We start from the raw sequence: 16,910 nt of genomic DNA, 5'->3' as shown, positions 1-16,910 counted from the left end.
CATGTCCCGACCCCGACCCATCTTCTACAGCGTCTCGGCTCAATCAGACAATCTGGGAGACATCGAAATTCGGAGGGCCGTCCTCGACTGGCTGAAGGACAGCGGCCGTCCCCTAGTCGTGTTCGTCGGGCCGATGCCCTCCGACTACCTAGCGGGTTTCGGCGACCTGGCCGACGTCGAAATCCATTCGAAGAGCGTCTCCTTCGAGCGCAGACTGCTCCTCGCAGCGTGCCGAGGACGGGCGACCCTCGTCCTGGCGCCTGGGCCTCAAATCTTCGGGCCCGCTGCCCTGACCGTTCGATCGCTCATCAATCTGGGCAACCTTCTGGCCATTCGGAGCCGAGGGGGAACGGCTGTCGCCGTCGGTCGATCATTGCGCGGGGGGGCCTCGCTCGGGCGAGTGCTCGAGAGGTTCCTCATCAAACTTTTCTCTCTCTATACCGTGAGAGACGACGTTTCCTCCGCGGCCATCGGCCTGAACCTTCGCCAATTCCCGGACATCGCTTTTGCCCACGTCGACACCCCGCCGTCTGAGGGCGATCGCAACCTACTCGCCCTCTCATATCGCAGCGATCGAGCCGTCCCGCTCAAGCTTCTGTCCCGTCTGGTCGAAACGGCGCGAGCTGAGGAGCTAGAGCCTGTTCTTGTCTCTCAGGTACGCCGCGACGACGCCCAGCACCGGCAACTCGGAAAGATCTTGGGCGTTCGAACAGCCTTGTGGGAGGACAAGACCCACCTCCAGCAAGACGAGGTCGTCAGGGGCATCTACCGTCGATCTCTGCACGTGTCGAGCAATCGTCTACACGCACTGATCATGGGCATGCAGTGTGGCGCATTGCCGGTGGCCTTCATCGAAGCCGGCCAGGACAAACTGACGAGCACGCTCCGCGGAGTCGTCACAACGGAGAGCTGGCCGGACAAGACGGGTGCCGACGACCAGCCCGCTTCATGGTTGAAACGGTCACCCGTATCTGCGCAGGAACGTTTGACCGACGAGCTCCGTACCGCCTCAGAGCGACTACGAGAACTCCGGCAGGTCTTTGCGGACGAGCTCTGACCTCAGGCTGTGGCCCGTCACCTACTGGGCGTTGGGTACATTGTCGAGCGAGTCGGCCGCGAGCCCGGCCTTGACCGCGTCCAGACCGGGCTGATCGACGTTGACGATGGACTGGCCGCCGATCGAACCGGTGCCGGCCGTCGGGATGGTGAAGAAGTGCATCTTCGAGCCGTCGATCGAGCGCAGGCTGAAGCCGAGGGAGGCGATGGTGCCGATGTCGAACTGCTTGTCGACGGTCAGGTAGGGCGACATGGCCGTGACGAAGGCCGAGATCTTGCCGGGGTCGGTCAGCGTCGAACGGCTCAGGATGGTGTCGGCCAGACCCTTCACGAACGCCTGCTGGTTCTTGACGCGGGTGAAGTCGGCGTCGGCGAAGGCGTGCCGCTCGCGGACGAAGGCCAAGGCGGCGTCGCCTTCGAGCTTGTTGACGCCCGCCGTGTAGGAGTACTGCCCGGCCGAGAAGGCCTGCGCCGACGTCACGTCCACCCCGCCCAGCGCCGTCGTCATGCCCTTGAAGCCCTCGAAGTCGATGATCGCGACGTGGTCGATGCGGACACCGAGCAGCTGCTCGACGGTCTGGACGGTCAAGGGCGAGCCTCCGTAGGCGAAGGCAGCGTTGATCTTGTTCGAACCGTGATCGGGGATCGGCACGTAGAGGTCGCGCATGATCGACATCACGTAGACGTTCTCGCGGTCGGCGTCGACGTGCACCAGCATCATCGAGTCGGTCCGCTGGTCCGAGGCCGAGGCGTCGTCGATCGTCGTCGCGTCGGCTCGGGAGTCAGACCCCATCAGCAGGATGTTCATCGCTCCGTCGGACGTCGGCGCCGGGCGCGTCGACTCGGCCGGGAAGGCCTGGTCGATCTTCGTCGCGTTGTCGTCGAACGAATTCGCGAGCCGGGCGGCGTAGACGCCACCGACGACGCCGACCACCACCAGCACCCCGACCAGCACCGACGCCAGCGTGATCAACGCCACGACCGGCTTGGACAGTCGACGCCTCCGCTTCGCACCCGGGGCCGGCTCGCCACGCCCCTCGTCGTCGTCCGAGGTCAGAGTGAAGATGTCGCTCATGCGGCTCGCTCCCCTAGCACTTGGTCACGGATCTCGGCCAAAGCTCACCCGACTATAACAACGGGCCGACGATTCCTCGGCTCCCCCACCCGCCCCGAACGGGGGCCACGCCTCACCGCGCACGGGCGCCTCCTCGACGGAGACGGCACACGTGAACAGCACGTCCTGCCCCGTGAGCACGCAGCGTGCGTCGCTCTCGGCCGTCGGTCACGACGAGCTCTCACCGACCCCGTCCGGGTGAGTCGAGGGTGACTCGACAATCACCCCGTGCATTCCGGACGGACCGGTGTGGTTCTCCCAGCCAGTGGATAGGTTCGAGGAGCACGGGACTCCCGATCCGTGCTGCGAGTCTCGCTCGGCGCTGGGCCGAGGGCGGACAAGCGATGACGCTTGCACCACCGATCAAGAAAGCACTCACCACGTGATCACCAAGTTCTCTTGGCGCCGTGCGGTGGCCGTCCCGGCCGTCCTCACGCTCGCCCTCGGAGGGGCCCTCCTCTCCACCACCGCGGCGCAAGCCGTCGACAGTGACCTCGTGGTCACGTCGCCGGTCGCCGGTACGCCGACCGACTCGCGGCTGGTCACCGTCGCCGGCACGGCCATCGCCGACGCCAACGTGATCATCAAGGACACGAACACCGACGGCACCGTGCTCGCCCGCACGACCACCGACGGTTCCGGTGCTTTCTCGACGACGATCCAGTACTCGGACGACGCCACCGAAGCCCAGACCATCTTCGTCGACGGCGAGAAGGGGTTCAGCGGCTTCGAACCGACCGTCACGCGGTCGTTCACCCTCCCCGCCGTCGCTCCCGTCGAGACCTTCGACGTGGTCACGCCCGAAGCCGGCCAAGAGCTCGACTCGCGCACCGTCACCTTCTCGGGCACCGGCCTCTCGGGCTCGACCGTCAACGTGCTCGACACCAACGACGACCGCCTTCCCGGCACCACCGCCGTCGCGGTCGTCGACGGCCAGTGGTCGCTGGACTACACCTACCCCGAGGACGCCGACCGCAACCAGACGGTCCGCGTGACCGAGGTCACGGGCGGCTCCGGGACCGGTGAGACCGAGGTCTCGTTCGTCCTCCCCGCCGCCGTGGTCCCCCCGACCACGCCGGACGCGCTCGACACCCCGGTCATCACCTCGCCCGCGCAGGGCGAGACCGTCACCGGCACCGAGGTCACCTTCGAGGGAACCGGAACGCCCGGTGCCGACATCGGCCTCGTCGTCGCACCCACCGACGCGGTGAGCACCCTCGCCGACGACCCGGCTGACCGCATCATCGTCGACGCTGACGGCAACTGGACCGTGACGCTGGCCCTCGCACCCGCCGAGTACACCGCCGTCGCCGCCCAGGCCCTGCTCGATGAGAACGGTGACCCCGTGCTCGACGGCACCGGCGCCGCGATCGTCTCGGCTCCGTCGACCCCGGTCGACTTCACCCTCGAGGCCGCGGCCGTCGCCCCCTTCGCAGCACCGGTCGTCACCTCGCCCAGCGCCGGCCAGGCCGTCGTCGGCAGCACGCTGAACGTCACCGGCACCGGTACCCCCGGAGCCCGCGTGGCCTTCGTCATCTACGCCCAGGGTGGACAGCCCCAGTCGTCGCAGCCCTTCGAGCAGGCCCAGGCCGAGAGCACGATCGTCGTCGACGCCGCCGGCAACTGGAGCTCGACCGTCACCGGTCTCGTCCCCGGTGCGTACACCATCGCGCCGTTCTCGTTCGCGCTGAACGCCGCGGGCGAGACCACCGCGGTCGCCACGGGTGACCCCGTCGACTTCACCGTCGTCGCCGCCGTCGTGACCGCCGCCACCCCGACGACGCCCTCGGGCCTCGCCTACACGGGTTCGGAAGGCACCGAGACGGCTGCCGGCATCGGCGCCGCCGCACTGCTGGCCGGCGCGCTGCTGCTGATCGCGGCTCGTCGCCGCGCGAAGCTGGCCGTCGCCGAGACGCCCGCCGAGTAACACCCGCACCACGACGACGGCCCCCGTCGCTGCCGCGGCAGCCACGGGGGCCGTCCCGCGTCCGACGCGACCCGCCCCGCACGCACGAGAGCCCCCACCTGATCAGGCGGGGGCTCTCGGTGTTCGCGAGTCGTGTGACGACGGCCGGTGGTGGAGATGGGGGGAATTGAACCCCCGTCCATCGCTAAGATTGCACGCATTCTACGGGCGTAGCCAGATGAGGCGTTCTGCTCGGCTCCGACCTTTGCTACTGGCTTCTAGGTCGACGAGCCCAGCCCGAGTGCAAGTCCCGTGTGACCCCCAGGCGCAGTCACACAGCGAGCCCTCTAGATGACGTCAGGATCTGGTTAGAAGGCGGTCACCAGACTGACGGACTCCATGTGGCTCTACTGCTTACGCAGCGAGAGCGAAGTCAGTGCGCTTGTTATTGGCACTTATTGTTTTCCAGAGATCGTTTACGAGATAACCCTGGATCCTCGGCCCGCTTCTCGTTCGCACACAGGCGATGTCGAAACCGATCATCCCCATGAGGGGGCCGTCGTCACACGCTCTTGAATTACCAACGCACAGTTTCGTGCGGCCCATCAGTCTACGTCGTCCGACGCGTCCGCGCCACCACGGCTCGACCCGGTACCGGGCCGACCCGACCGCGGATCACTCGCCGAGGTGCTTGCGGGCCGACATCGCGGCCTGGGCTTCGCGGGTCGCCGTGCGCTCGCGCAGCGTCTGTCGCTTGTCGTACTCGCGCTTGCCCTTGGCGAGGGCGATCTCGACCTTGGCGCGACCGTCGCTGAAGTAGATCTTCAGCGGGACGACCGTGAAGCCGCCCTCTTTCGTCTTCTGCCCGATCTTGTCGATCTCGTGGCGGTGCAGCAGCAGCTTGCGCTTGCGTCGGGGCGCGTGGTTGTTCCAGGTGCCCTCGGTGTACTCGGGGATGTGCACCGCGTCGAGCCAGGCCTCGCCGGCGTCGACGAAGGCGTACCCGTCGACCAACGACGCCCGCCCCTGTCGCAGCGACTTGACCTCGGTGCCGCTCAACACGATGCCCGCCTCGTAGGTGGTGTCGATCGTGTAGTCGTGGCGGGCGCGGCGGTTCGTGGCCACGACCTTCTCACCGCGTTCTTTCGCCACGCTGGGCCTCCTGGTCGTTCGGGTGGGGTGCTGCCGACAGGCAGCCGTTCAGTATACAGGCAGAGCCGAGGAGGCGCGGTGCCCGTCGGACGGACACCGCGCCTCCTCGGCTCTGCCGCGGCCCTAGACCTTGAGGTAGCGCCTGATGGCGACGTTGGCGCTGAGGGCCGCGAGCAGGATGCCCACGACTATGACGATCGGCACGACGAGCGCCGCGTCACGCAGTCCGATGAACGGCGTGCCCTGGAAGTTCACCGCCAGGTAGCCCTTGACGAAGAAGTTCACGATGGCCACGATCGCCGCACCGGCCAGCAGCGAGCCCACGAGGGCCGCGATCACCCCCTCGAGGATGAACGGCGTCTGGATGAAGCGGTTCGACGCACCGACCAGGCGCATGATGCCGAGCTCGCGCCGTCGACTGAAGGCACTGAGGCGGATGGTCGTCGCGATCAGCAGCACGGCCGCGATCAGCATCAGCGAGGCGATGCCGATGGCCGTGTAGCTCGCCGCGTTCAGCACCGCGAAGATCGGGTCGAGGTAGCCGCGTTGGTCGACCACGCTCTGGACGCCGGCGAGGCTCGACAGGCTCTCGGTGAGGACGTCGGACTGCGTCGGGTCCTTCAGGTTCACCCAGAAGGTCTCGTTGAGGTACGCGGGCTGCACGAACTCGGTGGCCGGGCTGTCGGCGAACTGCTGCTTGAAGCGGTCGTAGGCCTGGGTCTGGTCCTCGAAGTAGAACTTGTCGACGTACGGCGTGAGCACGTCGCTCTCGAGTTGCGCCTCGACGCCGTCCTTCTGGTCCTGCGTCGCCATCGCCCCGGTGCAGTTGCCGGTCGTGTCGGTGTCGGTGCAGAGGTAGACGGCGACCTGGGCCTTGTCGTACCAGTAGCCCTTCATCTGCGTGATCTGCATCTGCAGCAGGGCCGCCGTGCCGACGAAGGTCAACGAGATGAACGTGACCAGCACGACCGAGACGACCATCGAGGCGTTGCGGCGCAGGCCGCTGCCGACCTCGCTCATGACGAGTCCGAGCCTCATGCGTCGGCCCCTCTCGTGCTCAGGTCTTCGACCCCTATGGCCTGGATGGGCACCGCCTGGGTCTGGTAGCCGCCGTGTCGCTCGTCGCGGAGGATGTTGCCGGCACTCAGCTCGATCACGCGACGCTGCATCTGATCGACGATGCCGGCGTCGTGCGTGGCCATGATGACCGTCGTGCCACCGGCGTTGATCCGCTCGAGCAGGGTCATGATGCCCGCGCTCGTCGAGGGGTCGAGGTTTCCGGTCGGCTCGTCGGCGAGCAGGATGGCGGGCTTGTTGACGATGGCCCGCGCGATCGCGACGCGCTGCTGCTCACCACCCGACAGCTCGTGCGGCAGGCGGTGCTGCTTGCCGACCAGGCCGACCATCTTGAGGACGTCGGGCACGGCCTCCTGGATGAACCCCTTGCTCTTGCCGATCACCTGCAGGCTGAACGCGACGTTGTCGAAGACGTTCTTCTGCGGCAGGAGGCGGAAGTCCTGGAACACCACGCCGAGGTTGCGCCGGAAGTACGGCACCTTGCGGCTCGAGAGCGTGCCGAGGCGCTGCCCGAGCACGTGGATCTGCCCCTGCGACGGCTTCTCTTCCTTCAGCACGAGCCGCAGGAAGCTCGACTTGCCGGAGCCGCTGGCCCCGACGAGGAACACGAACTCGCCCTTGAGGATCTCGAGGGTGACGGCGTTCAGCGCGGGCCGGGGATTGCCGACGTAGACCTTGGTGACTTCATCAAACCGAATCATGACGGGGATCACCCTAAGCGCGGGTCACGACGATCGGCGCAACGACTCGCTGCGGTGCTAGTCCTGGTCGTCGCGCTTGCGCCAGCGGATGCCGGCCGAGATGAAGCCGTCCAGATCGCCGTCGAAGACGTTCGAGGGGTTGTTCACCTCGTGCTCGCTGCGGAGGTCTTTCACCATCTGGTACGGCGCCAGCACGTAGCTGCGGATCTGGTCGCCCCAGCTGGCCGTGATGTTGCCCGCGAGCTCTTTCTTCTTCGCGTTCTCGGCCTCTTTCTGCAGCAGCAGCAGGCGCGACTGCAGCACGCGCATGGCGGCGGCGCGGTTCTGGATCTGGCTCTTCTCGTTCTGCATCGACACGACGGTGCCGGTCGGGATGTGCGTGAGGCGGACGGCCGAGTCGGTCGTGTTGACGCTCTGACCGCCGGGGCCCGACGAGCGGAACACGTCGACCCGGATGTCGTTCTCGGGGATGTCGATCGACTCGGTCTCTTCCATCAGCGGGATGACCTCGACCGCCGCGAAGCTGGTCTGACGCTTGCCGGCGGCACCGAACGGGCTCATGCGCACCAGGCGGTGCGTGCCGGCCTCGACGCTCAGGGTGCCGAACGCGTAGGGCGCGTCGATCTCGAAGGTGGCGCTCTTGATGCCCGCCTCCTCGGCGTAGCTGGTGTCCATCACCGTCGCGGACATGCCGTGCTTCTCGGCGTAACGCAGGTACATGCGCAGCAGCATCTCGGCGAAGTCGGCGGCGTCGACCCCACCGGCCCCGGCGCGGATCGTGATGACGGCGGGACGCGGGTCGTACTCGCCGTCGAGCAGCGTCTGCACCTCGAGGGTGTCCATCATCTTCTGCAGCGCCTTCAGCTCGGCCTGGGCCTCGTCGGCGCTCTCTTGGTCGTCGCCGTCGTTGGCCATCTCGACGAGCACCTCGAGGTCGTCGAGCCGCTGCTCGGTCGTCTCGAGCTTCTCGAGCTCGGACTGCCGGTGGCTCAGGGCGCTGGTGACCTTCTGCGCGTTCTCGGTGTCGTCCCACAGGTCGGGTGCCGAGGCCTGCTCGCTCAGCTCGGCGATCTCGGCCACGAGCCGCTCTTGCCCGATCACCGCACGGATGTCTTCGAACGTGGCCCGGAGGGCGGCAATCTGCTCAGAGAAATCCAGTGCGATCATGGTGCCCGAGCTTACCCGGCGCGGGTGGGGGCGACGTGCGGGGCGGGTCGGGCGCGGGCGCCCCGCCCGGCGCCGGTCGGCCGACGCTCACCGACGGGCGACGCCCGCTTCGCGCAGGGCCACGTCGGCGAGGCGCCGCACGACGTCGGGCTCACCCGTGCGCCACGCCGCGACGGGGTCGGGCGACACGGCGAGCGCCGCCTTCGGGTCGCGGCCGGTGAGGGCCCGCAACGCGAGCAGGTCGTCGCCGCCCGGCAGGGCGAGCAGCGACCGCGTCGAGGAGGCGCGACGCACGAACGCGATCCGCCCGCGCAGCCAGACCCACAGCACCACGAGGCTCGGCACCCCGGCCACGACGAGGCCGGCGACCAGCGCGGCGCGGGCCACTCCCTCTTGCTGCTGGCGTCCGGCGTCGGCCAGGGACTGCCCGGCACCGCTCGCTCCGTCGAAGGGCGCGCTGGCGGCGTCGCCGAGCAGGGGCACCCCGGCCAGGGCGCGCGACGCGTCCTGCATCGTCCCTTGGAAGCCGGCCCCCGCCTCCTCGAGTCGCCGGCCGAGCTCGGCGAACGTGCCGACGAAGCCCGCGATGCCCACCCCGAGCACGACGAAGGCGACGACGAGGGCGATCGCCACCACGTCGCCGGTCACCTGGCGGGCACGGACGGCGGGCGACGACGAGTAGAGCTGCATGGTCACAGTGTGCCCGCCCGTCGCGGGTGGGCGTCGAGCGCTCGTGGGCGAGCCGGGCGTCAGCGGGCGCCGAGGGCGGGCGCGCGGTCGGCGTAGCCGGCCCGGCCGGCTCGGGCGACGGCGTCGGGCAGCGCGGCCAGCAGGGCGTCGACGTCGGCCTCGGTCGAGGTGTGTCCGACGGTCATGCGCAGCGCGCCGCGGGCCGCCTCGGGCGACAGCCCCATGCCGAGCAGCACGTGCGACGGTTCGGGGATGCCCGCCTGACACGCCGACCCCGTCGACACGCTGACCCCGGCGGCGTCGAGCAAGAACAGCAAGGAGTCGCCCTCGCAGCCCTCGAAGGTGAAGTGGGCGTTGCCCGGCAGCCGGTCGACGGGGTCGCCCCGCAGCACCGCCCCGGGCACCGACGCCAGCACGCCGGCGACCAGCCGGTCGCGCAGCGGTTCGTAGCGAGGGTGCGGTTGCTCGGCCGCGACGGCGAAGGCCACGGCGGCCGGGGCGTCCTGCGTGCCCGAGCGCACCTGCCGCTGCTGCCCGCCGCCGTGGATGAGGGGCACGACCGTCGCCGACCGCGACAGCACGAGGGCTCCGATGCCGATGGGCCCGCCGATCTTGTGCGCGCTGACGCTGAGCGCCGCGAGCCCGGACGACGCGAAGTCGATCGGCACCTGGCCGTACGCCGCCACGGCGTCGGAGTGCACGGGCACGCCGTGGGCCGCGGCGAGCGCGACGACCTCGTCGACCGGCTGCAGGGTGCCGACCTCGTTGTTGGCCCAGAGCAGGCTGACGAGGGCGACGTCGTCGTGCTCGTCGAGGGCCGCGGCGAGCGCGTCGACGCGCAGGCGGCCCCGCTCGTCGAGCGGCAGCCAGGTGACGACGGCGCCCTCGTACCGTTCGAGCCACTCGACGGTGTCGACGGTCGCGTGGTGCTCGCCGGCCGGGACGAGGAGGCGCGGGCGCGGTCGGTCGGACTGCCTCGCCCACCAGAGTCCCTTGATCGCGAGGTTGACCGCCTCAGTGCCGCCCGAGGTGAAGACGACCTCGATGGGGTCGCAGCCGAGGGTCGCGGCGACGCGTTCGCGTGCCTCTTCGAGGACCCGCTTGGCGTTCTGCCCGGCCGAGTGGATCGACGACGGGTTGCCGACGGTGCCGAGCGCCTCGGCGTAGGCGGCGATGGCCGCCGGGTGCATCGGGGTGGTGGCCGCGTGGTCGAGGTAGACGCTCATGGAAGGGTCCTCAGGCTGGGGTGGGGCGGGTGCGCCGGTGACGTCAGGTGATTTCGGGGCCGACACGCGCCTCCTCTACTGTAAGTGCCGTGACCGACCTCGACCCCCTGCGCGACCTCGGCGTCCGCACCGGCCCCGACGGGCCGACGCTGCGGGTCTGGTCGTCGGCCGCGACGAGGGTCGACCTGGTGATCGACGACGCGCCCCACGACCGCGTCGTGCCGATGGTGCGCGACGAGCACGACGTCTGGAGCGCCAGCGACGGGGCGCTCACCCCCGGCCGCCGGTACTGGCTCCGGGCCGACGGCCCGTCAGGCCCGGGCACCGCGTTCGACCCGTCGCTCGAGCTGCTCGACCCGTACTCGCGGGGGCTCGGCCGCACCGGTCGCGGCACCTGGCGCTCGGCGGTCGTCGACGAGGCGTTCGACTGGGGCGGGGTCGAGAAGCCGCGCACCCCGCTCGACCGGGTCGTGGTCTACGAGGCCCACGTCAGGGGCCTCACCCGGCTGGCACCGTTCGTCCCCGAAGAGCTGCGGGGCAGCTACGCGGGCCTCGCCGCCGAGTCGACCATCGCCTACCTCAAGGGGCTCGGCGTCACGGCCGTCCAGCTGCTGCCGGTGCACCAGCACGTCGACGAGCAGCGCCTCGTCGCGCAGGGCATCGAGAACTACTGGGGCTACAACACCCTGAACTACTTCGCGCCGCACGCCGCCTACGCGAGCCGCGACGCCCAGCTCGCCGGGGCGTCGGCGATCGTGCGCGAGTTCAAGGGCATGGTCCGCCTGCTGCACGAGGCCGGCATCGAGGTCTACCTCGACGTCGTCTACAACCACACCGCCGAAGAGGGCGAGGTCGGCGGCCCGGTGACGAGCCTCCGCGGTCTCGACGGGGCGGCCTACTACCGCCACGACGCCGAGGGCCGGCCCGTCGACGTGACCGGGTGCGGCAACTCGCTCGACACCAGCACGCCCGCCGCGTCGCGGCTCGTGCTCGACTCGCTGCGCTACTGGGCGAACGAGGTGCAGATCGACGGGTTCCGGTTCGACCTGGCGGCCACCCTCGGGCGCGGCGCCGACCACGTCTTCGACCCCGAGCACCCGCTGCTCTCGGCGATCGTCACCGACCCGGCCCTCGAGGGCGTGAAGATGATCGCCGAACCGTGGGACGTCGGTCTCGGCGGCTGGCAGACCGGCGCCTTCCCCGAGGGCTGGATCGAGTGGAACGACCGGTTCCGCAACCGGGCCCGCGACTTCTGGCTCACCGACATCGCCGCCGCGCGGTCGCAGGGCACTCCCCCGTCGGGGCTCGGCAGCTTCGCGTCGAAGCTCAGCGGGTCGAGCAACGTCTACGCGCACGAGCGCGGACCGCTGTCGGGCGTCAACTTCGTGACCGCGCACGACGGGTTCACGCTGCTCGACCTCGTCTCGTACGACGGCAAGCACAACCTCAGCAACGGCGAGGGCAACCGCGACGGCACCGACGACAACCGCTCGTTCAACCACGGCGTCGAGGGCGACAGCGTCAACCCGTGGATCTCGGACGCCCGACGCCGCTCGATGCGCAACCTCCTCGCCACCCTGTTCGTCTCGGCCGGCATCCCGATGCTGACGGCCGGCGACGAACGCGGGCGCACCCAGCACGGCAACAACAACGCCTACTGCACCGACAGCGAGCTCACCTGGGTCGACTGGACCGACGAACCCTGGCACCGCGACCTGCACGACGACGTCGCGACGCTCGCCCGGCTGCGCGCCGAGAACCCCGCGCTGCGCCCGTCGCGCTTCGGCGTCGACGGCGCCTGCACGCTGAGCGCCAACGAGATGACGTGGCACTCGGCCTCGGGCCGCGAGATGCGGCCCGACGAGTGGAACGACCCGGGCGTCCGCACCCTCCAGTACCTGGCCGTCTCGACGCCCGAGCACGAGGCGCCGAACACCGTGCTCGTCGTGGTGCACGGTGCCGAGACGACCGTCACGGTGACGCTGCCCCGGCACGAGGGCGTCACGTCGTACGACGCCCTGTGGTCGAGCGACGACCGCAGCCTGCCCCACGAGACGGCCCCCGGCGACGAGCTGCTCGTCTCGGGGCCCACCGTCGTGCTGTTCCGTGCCGTGACCCTCGACGCCGACACGACCGACGAGGCCGCGGCCACCGGCGGGGCGGACGAGGCCGGCGCGTGACGAAACCCACCGCAGGAGGCGCGCGCGGCCCGTCGACGCCGGCCACCGTCGCGCTCACCGCGGCCGGCATCCCCTTCACCCCGCACACCTACGAGCACCACGACACGGCGACGAACTTCGGAGAAGAGGCGGCCGCCGAGCTCGGCCTGTCGGAAGAACGCGTGTTCAAGACCCTCGTGGCCGACGCCGACGGCGCCCTCGTCGTGGGCGTCGTCCCCGTCTCGGGTCGACTCGACCTCAAGGCCCTGGCCGCGGCCGTCGGGGCGAAGAAGGCCTCGCTCGCCGACCCCGCCCTGGTCGAACGCCGCACGGGCTACGTCGTCGGCGGCATCAGCCCGCTCGGCCAGAAGACCGCCGCGACGACCGTGGTCGACGCGAGCGCCGCCTCCTTCCCGTCGATCTTCGTCAGCGGTGGGAGGCGCGGGTTCGACATCGAGATCGCCCCCGACGACCTCGTGCGCGCCACCGGCGGCAGCTACGGGGCGATCCGCCGCGACTGACGGGCACCGCGCCTCCCGACGTCAGTCGTCGGAGCCCGTGCCGCCACGAAGTGGACACCGCGCCACGTCTCTGCGTGGTGCGGTGTCCACATCGTGGCGGCAGGGGAAACGGACGAGAGCGGGCTAGGGTCGGGCGCATGTCCGGCAGTCCGGCCCGGATCGAGGGCACGCTCACCTCGTGGGACGACGACCGCGGGTTCGGGTTCCTCACACCGGCCTCGGGGCGCGGCCGCGCGTTCGTGCACATCACGGCGTTCAGCCGCGGATCGGCCCGGCCGCGCGTGGGCGACGCGTATTCGTACGAGGTCGACCGGCACGGTGACCGAGGCCCGGCGGCGGTCCGCGTCGCGCCCGTCGGGGGCCGGTGGTCGGCACCGCGGGCCCGGGCACCGCGCCCGACCCGGAGCGGTCGGGTCGCCCTCGTCGTGGGTCTCGTGCTCGTCGTGGCGGTCGCGGTCGCCGTGGGCACACCCGCCACGACCGGTGCCCGGGCGACGGTCGTCGGCGACGCCCTGCCCTGGCTGATCGGCGGGGCCCTCGCGCTCAGCGCCGCGACGGCCCTGGTCTACGCCGTCGACAAGTCCGCCGCACGTCACGGACGACGCCGCGTGCCGGAACGCGTCCTGCTGCTGCTCGGACTGGTCGGCGGCTGGCCCGGTGCCCTCGTCGCGCAGCACCTGCTGCGCCACAAGACGAGCAAGCGGCCGTTCCAGGTCGCCTTCTGGGCCACGGTGGCCGTCGACGTGCTCGTCGTCGCCGCCGCCCTCGCCCTCGCCCGTTGACCTCGGAGTCCCGGCGCCGCGAGACCCCGGGTTCTCGCCGAGACCCTCGTGCGCGCGGGAGGGTCTCGGCGAGTCCCGGGGGTTCCGGCCACCGGCCGCTCAGACCAGCTGCTTCTCGCGGGCGAAGTGGCAGGCGGCCGTGTGGTCGGCGCCGTCGCGGCCGTGCGGCAGCATGGTCGGCACCTCGTCCTCGCACCGGGAGCGCTGGGCCTCGGGCAGCATCGCGTACAACGGGCACCGGCTGCGGAACCGGCAGCCCGTCTGCTTCACGGTCGGCGTCGGCGGGTCGCCCGGCAGCACGATGTGCTCGCGGGCGCGCTCCTTGGCCGGGTCGGGCACCGGCACCGCCGAGAGCAGCGCCTGCGTGTAGGGATGCAGCGGGTGCTCGAACACCTCGTCGACCGGGCCCGTCTCGACCGTGCGGCCGAGGTACATCACCGTGACCCGGTCGGCGACGTGCCGGATGACCGAGAGGTCGTGCGACACGAACAGGTACGACAGGCCGAGCTCCGCCTTGAGCTCGGCGAGCAGGTTGAGCACGCCGGCCTGGATCGACACGTCGAGCGCCGACACCGGTTCGTCGAGCACGATCAGCTTCGGGTCGGCGGCCAGCGCCCGGGCGATCGAGATGCGCTGCCGCTGCCCGCCCGAGAACTCGTGAGGGTACCGGGTCGCGGCGGCCGCCTCGAGGCCGACGAGCCGCATCAGCTCGGGCACGCGGCGCGACACCTCGTCGCGGGGTCGCCCGATCGCCAGCAGCGGTTCGGCGATGATGTCGCTGACCGGCTGCCGGGGGTCGAGGCTCGCCATGGGGTCCTGGAAGACCATCGAGACGGCGCCGCGCAACCGCTTGACCGTCGACCCGTCGAGCTTGCGGTCGAGCGCCGTGCCGAGCAGTTCGATCGTGCCGGCCTCGGGCACCCGCAGGTCCATGATCTCGTGCAGGGTCGTGCTCTTGCCCGATCCCGACTCGCCCACGAGCCCGAGCGTCTCGCCCTCGCGCACGTCGAGGTCGACGCCGTCGACGGCCCAGACGCTGCCGACCCGGCGCTTGAACACCGAGCCCTTGGTCAGGGGGAAGGTCTTGACCAGTCCGTCGACGTGCAGCACGCGGTCTCGAGAAGCTCGGGGCACCGCGGCCAGGGCCGAGGTCGGGGCGGGTGGCAGGTCGTAGACGTCCTCCGGGTCGGTGCCCTCGCCGACGAGCCGGTCGGCGTGCAGGCACGCGGCGCGGTGGCCCGGCTCGACCGCGGGGGCCTGGACGAGGGCCGGCTCGTCGACCCGGCACTCGGCGGTCACCAGCGGGCAACGCGCCGCGAACGGGCAGCCGGGAGCGAGCGACAGCAGCGACGGCGGCGTGCCCGGGATCGGCACGAGCGGCTGGTCCGAGCGCTGGTCGAGCCGGGGCAACGCCCCGATCAGGCCGACCGTGTAGGGCATGCGGGGGTGGGCGAACAGGTCGTCCGCGGTGGCGGTCTCGACGACGCGCCCTGCGTACATCACGGCGATGCGGTCGGCGAAGCCGGCGATGACGCCGAGGTCGTGACTGACGAAGACCAGGGCGGCCCCGGTCTCGCGCTGGGCCGTCCGCAGCACCGAGATGACCTGGGCCTGGATCGTGACGTCGAGGGCCGTGGTCGGCTCGTCCGCCAGGATGACGTCGGGGTCGTTGGCGATCGCCATGGCGATCATCGCCCGCTGCCGCATGCCGCCCGAGAACTCGTGCGGGAACGAGTCGACCCGGCGCTCGGGCTCGGGGATGCCGACGAGGCCCAGCAGCTCGATGGCCCGGTCGCGGGCCTGCGCCTTCGAGCCGCCCCGGTGGATGAGCACCGTCTCGGCGATCTGCTGGCCGACCGTGTACACCGGCGTGAAGGCCGACAGGGGGTCCTGGAAGACCATCGCGATGCGCTTGCCGCGGATGGCCGACATCGCCTTGTCACCGCGACCGAGCAGCTCGTCGCCGTCGAGCCTGATCGACCCCGTGACCTTGGCGGTGGAGGGCAGCAGGCCGAGCACGGCCAGGCTCGTGACCGACTTGCCCGAGCCCGACTCGCCCACGATGCCGAGCACCTCGCCGCGACGCAGGGTCAGGTCGACGCCGCGCACGGCACGCACGTCGCCGTCGGGGGTCGGGAAGGTCACGGTCAGGTCGCGCACCTCGAGCACCGGAGCCGAGGAGGCGCGGGTGCGGTCGACCGGTTCGGTGAGCGTCATGCGCGCTCCCCCTTCTCGTCGTTCGTGCGGGGCGGGGCGGACGTCGGGCGGGCGTCGGACGCCGGGGAGGTGCGGGTCGGCGCCGGTGAGCCGACGTCGGCCCCGGGGGCGGGGCTCGCAGCCTCGGAGACGCCGCCGGTCCGACCGAGGGGCGCCGCGCCTCCCGAGCTCTCGGCCGTCCGGCCGCGCGTGCGGCGGCGCCGGCCGGTGCGACCGGCCGTCGAGGTCGGGTCGAGCGCGTCGCGCAGACCGTCGCCGAGGAGGTTGCTCGCGAGGGCGAAGACGATGAGGGCGCCGGCCGCGAAGAAGAACAACCAGGGCTTGGTCGTGGCCGCGCTCTGGTTCTGGGCGATGAGCGTGCCGAGCGACACGTCGGGCGGTTGCACGCCGAACCCGAAGTACGACAGCCCCGACTCGGTCAGCACGGCGGCGCCGATCGCGATCGTGGCGTCGATGACGAGGAACGAGGCGACGTTCGGCAGGATGTGCCGCACGATGATCGTGAAGTGGCCGATGCCCATGTAGCGCGCCGCCCGGATGAACTCCCGCTCCTTGATGCTGAGGGTCAACGAGCGCACGACGCGGGCCGTGATCATCCAGCCGAACAGCGCGAGCAGGGCGACGAGGATGAGCCAGCCGTACTGCTTCAGGCGCGGCGAGAGGATCGCGATGATCAAGAACGACGGCAGCACGAGCAGCAGGTCGACGAAGACCATGACGGCCCGGTCGACCCAGCCGCCGAAGTAGCCGGCCATCGCGCCGAGCATGCCGGCGATGACGGTCGAGAACAGGGCGACGAGCAGGCCGATCAGCAACGACTTCTGCAGGCCCCTGGCGGTCTGGGCGAAGACGTCCTGGCCGATGTTGTTCGTGCCGAACCAGTGGGCACCGCTCGGCGGGGACGACAGGGCCGTGTAGTCGATGTAGTTGTAGGCGTACGGGGACACGAGCGGACCGACGAAGGCGAACACGAACAGCAGCACGATCACCACGAGGCCGACGGTGGCGCCGCGGTTGGCGAACAGGCGGCGGAAGGTCAGCACGAGGCGGTTCGGCGTCGTCGCCACCGCCTCCTCGCGCGACTCGGGCGCGACGGCGTCGGACGGCCCCTCGAGCAGGTCGGGTGTGAACCGGGTCATGGG

14 protein-coding genes and 1 other RNA gene are annotated in these 16,910 nt (G+C 70.6%); 5 read left to right on the top strand and 10 right to left on the bottom strand.

What is annotated here, in order from left to right; genetic code table 11:
- Position 1: 1 nt before the first annotated feature.
- Positions 2-1,057, top strand: a complete 1,056-nt coding sequence (locus AC3CCI_RS13190) for a polysaccharide pyruvyl transferase family protein (protein WP_488627456.1) — start codon at positions 2-4, stop codon at positions 1,055-1,057.
- Positions 1,058-1,078: 21 nt separating this feature from the next.
- Here AC3CCI_RS13190 and AC3CCI_RS13185 read toward each other — a convergent pair whose 3' ends face one another.
- Positions 1,079-2,131 (bottom strand): LCP family protein, encoded by a 1,053-nt coding sequence (locus AC3CCI_RS13185; protein ID WP_488627455.1) that lies wholly within the window; start codon positions 2,129-2,131, stop codon positions 1,079-1,081.
- A 421-nt stretch (positions 2,132-2,552) separates the two neighbouring features.
- On the opposite strand from AC3CCI_RS13185, the gene AC3CCI_RS13180 reads away from it, so the two are divergent.
- A complete protein-coding gene (locus AC3CCI_RS13180) occupies positions 2,553-4,097 on the top strand; it encodes a hypothetical protein (protein WP_488627454.1) in 1,545 nt (514 codons plus the stop codon).
- A gap of 148 nt (positions 4,098-4,245) precedes the next feature.
- Here the strand turns inward: AC3CCI_RS13180 and ssrA are convergent.
- The 7 genes from ssrA to AC3CCI_RS13145 all read right to left on the bottom strand — a co-directional run bounded on the left by ssrA (position 4,246) and on the right by AC3CCI_RS13145 (position 10,089).
- Positions 4,246-4,623, bottom strand: a transfer-messenger RNA (tmRNA) gene (ssrA, locus tag AC3CCI_RS13175).
- A 128-nt stretch (positions 4,624-4,751) separates the two neighbouring features.
- On the bottom strand, positions 4,752-5,228 hold the full coding sequence (gene smpB, locus AC3CCI_RS13170; protein ID WP_056257192.1) for an SsrA-binding protein SmpB: 477 nt from the start codon (positions 5,226-5,228) through the stop codon (positions 4,752-4,754).
- 123 nt (positions 5,229-5,351) lie between these two features.
- Positions 5,352-6,266 (bottom strand): permease-like cell division protein FtsX, encoded by a 915-nt coding sequence (gene ftsX, locus AC3CCI_RS13165; protein ID WP_354592954.1) that lies wholly within the window; start codon positions 6,264-6,266, stop codon positions 5,352-5,354.
- On the bottom strand, positions 6,263-7,006 hold the full coding sequence (gene ftsE, locus AC3CCI_RS13160; RefSeq protein ID WP_043593759.1) for a cell division ATP-binding protein FtsE: 744 nt from the start codon (positions 7,004-7,006) through the stop codon (positions 6,263-6,265). Before ftsE ends, ftsX begins: the two co-directional genes overlap by 4 nt.
- A gap of 57 nt (positions 7,007-7,063) precedes the next feature.
- Positions 7,064-8,173, bottom strand: coding sequence for a peptide chain release factor 2 (gene prfB, locus AC3CCI_RS13155; protein ID WP_354592955.1), 1,110 nt, complete (start codon positions 8,171-8,173; stop codon positions 7,064-7,066).
- Positions 8,174-8,260: 87 nt separating this feature from the next.
- Complete coding sequence (locus tag AC3CCI_RS13150; protein WP_488627453.1) at positions 8,261-8,863, bottom strand: hypothetical protein; 603 nt, start codon at positions 8,861-8,863, stop codon at positions 8,261-8,263.
- 59 nt (positions 8,864-8,922) lie between these two features.
- On the bottom strand, positions 8,923-10,089 hold the full coding sequence (locus AC3CCI_RS13145) for a cysteine desulfurase family protein (protein ID WP_488627452.1): 1,167 nt from the start codon (positions 10,087-10,089) through the stop codon (positions 8,923-8,925).
- Between the two features lie 89 nt (positions 10,090-10,178).
- On the opposite strand from AC3CCI_RS13145, the gene glgX reads away from it, so the two are divergent.
- The 3 genes from glgX to AC3CCI_RS13130 all read left to right on the top strand — a co-directional run bounded on the left by glgX (position 10,179) and on the right by AC3CCI_RS13130 (position 13,551).
- On the top strand, positions 10,179-12,269 hold the full coding sequence (gene glgX, locus AC3CCI_RS13140) for a glycogen debranching protein GlgX (protein ID WP_488627451.1): 2,091 nt from the start codon (positions 10,179-10,181) through the stop codon (positions 12,267-12,269).
- Positions 12,266-12,769: a Cys-tRNA(Pro) deacylase gene (gene ybaK, locus AC3CCI_RS13135; protein WP_488627450.1), complete on the top strand. Its 504-nt coding sequence runs from the start codon at positions 12,266-12,268 to the stop codon at positions 12,767-12,769. The genes glgX and ybaK overlap by 4 nt, the downstream gene beginning before the upstream one ends.
- 137 nt (positions 12,770-12,906) lie before the next feature.
- Entirely contained in the window at positions 12,907-13,551 is a 645-nt protein-coding gene (locus tag AC3CCI_RS13130; protein WP_488627449.1) for a DUF1294 domain-containing protein, read from the top strand.
- A 99-nt stretch (positions 13,552-13,650) separates the two neighbouring features.
- On the opposite strand, the gene AC3CCI_RS13125 is transcribed toward AC3CCI_RS13130, so the two are convergent.
- Entirely contained in the window at positions 13,651-15,768 is a 2,118-nt protein-coding gene (locus AC3CCI_RS13125) for an ABC transporter ATP-binding protein (RefSeq protein WP_488627448.1), read from the bottom strand.
- Complete coding sequence (locus tag AC3CCI_RS13120) at positions 15,765-16,907, bottom strand: ABC transporter permease (RefSeq protein ID WP_354592962.1); 1,143 nt, start codon at positions 16,905-16,907, stop codon at positions 15,765-15,767. Before AC3CCI_RS13120 ends, AC3CCI_RS13125 begins: the two co-directional genes overlap by 4 nt.
- Positions 16,908-16,910 lie beyond the last annotated feature (3 nt).

Source organism: Frigoribacterium sp. CF331 (assembly GCF_057787905.1).
This window is presented reverse-complemented; position numbering and strand designations above follow the sequence as displayed.

Coding starts and splice junctions, on each gene's coding strand:
- AC3CCI_RS13190 (WP_488627456.1), top strand. CDS start 2: ATGTCCCGACCCCGACCCATCTTCTACAGCGTCTCGGCTCAATCAGAC.
- AC3CCI_RS13185 (WP_488627455.1), bottom strand. CDS start 2,131: ATGAGCGACATCTTCACTCTGACCTCGGACGACGACGAGGGGCGTGGC.
- AC3CCI_RS13120 (WP_354592962.1), bottom strand. CDS start 16,907: ATGACCCGGTTCACACCCGACCTGCTCGAGGGGCCGTCCGACGCCGTC.
- AC3CCI_RS13125 (WP_488627448.1), bottom strand. CDS start 15,768: ATGACGCTCACCGAACCGGTCGACCGCACCCGCGCCTCCTCGGCTCCG.
- ftsE (WP_043593759.1), bottom strand. CDS start 7,006: ATGATTCGGTTTGATGAAGTCACCAAGGTCTACGTCGGCAATCCCCGG.
- AC3CCI_RS13130 (WP_488627449.1), top strand. CDS start 12,907: ATGTCCGGCAGTCCGGCCCGGATCGAGGGCACGCTCACCTCGTGGGAC.
- AC3CCI_RS13150 (WP_488627453.1), bottom strand. CDS start 8,863: ATGCAGCTCTACTCGTCGTCGCCCGCCGTCCGTGCCCGCCAGGTGACC.
- ftsX (WP_354592954.1), bottom strand. CDS start 6,266: ATGAGGCTCGGACTCGTCATGAGCGAGGTCGGCAGCGGCCTGCGCCGC.
- prfB (WP_354592955.1), bottom strand. CDS start 8,173: ATGATCGCACTGGATTTCTCTGAGCAGATTGCCGCCCTCCGGGCCACG.
- AC3CCI_RS13145 (WP_488627452.1), bottom strand. CDS start 10,089: ATGAGCGTCTACCTCGACCACGCGGCCACCACCCCGATGCACCCGGCG.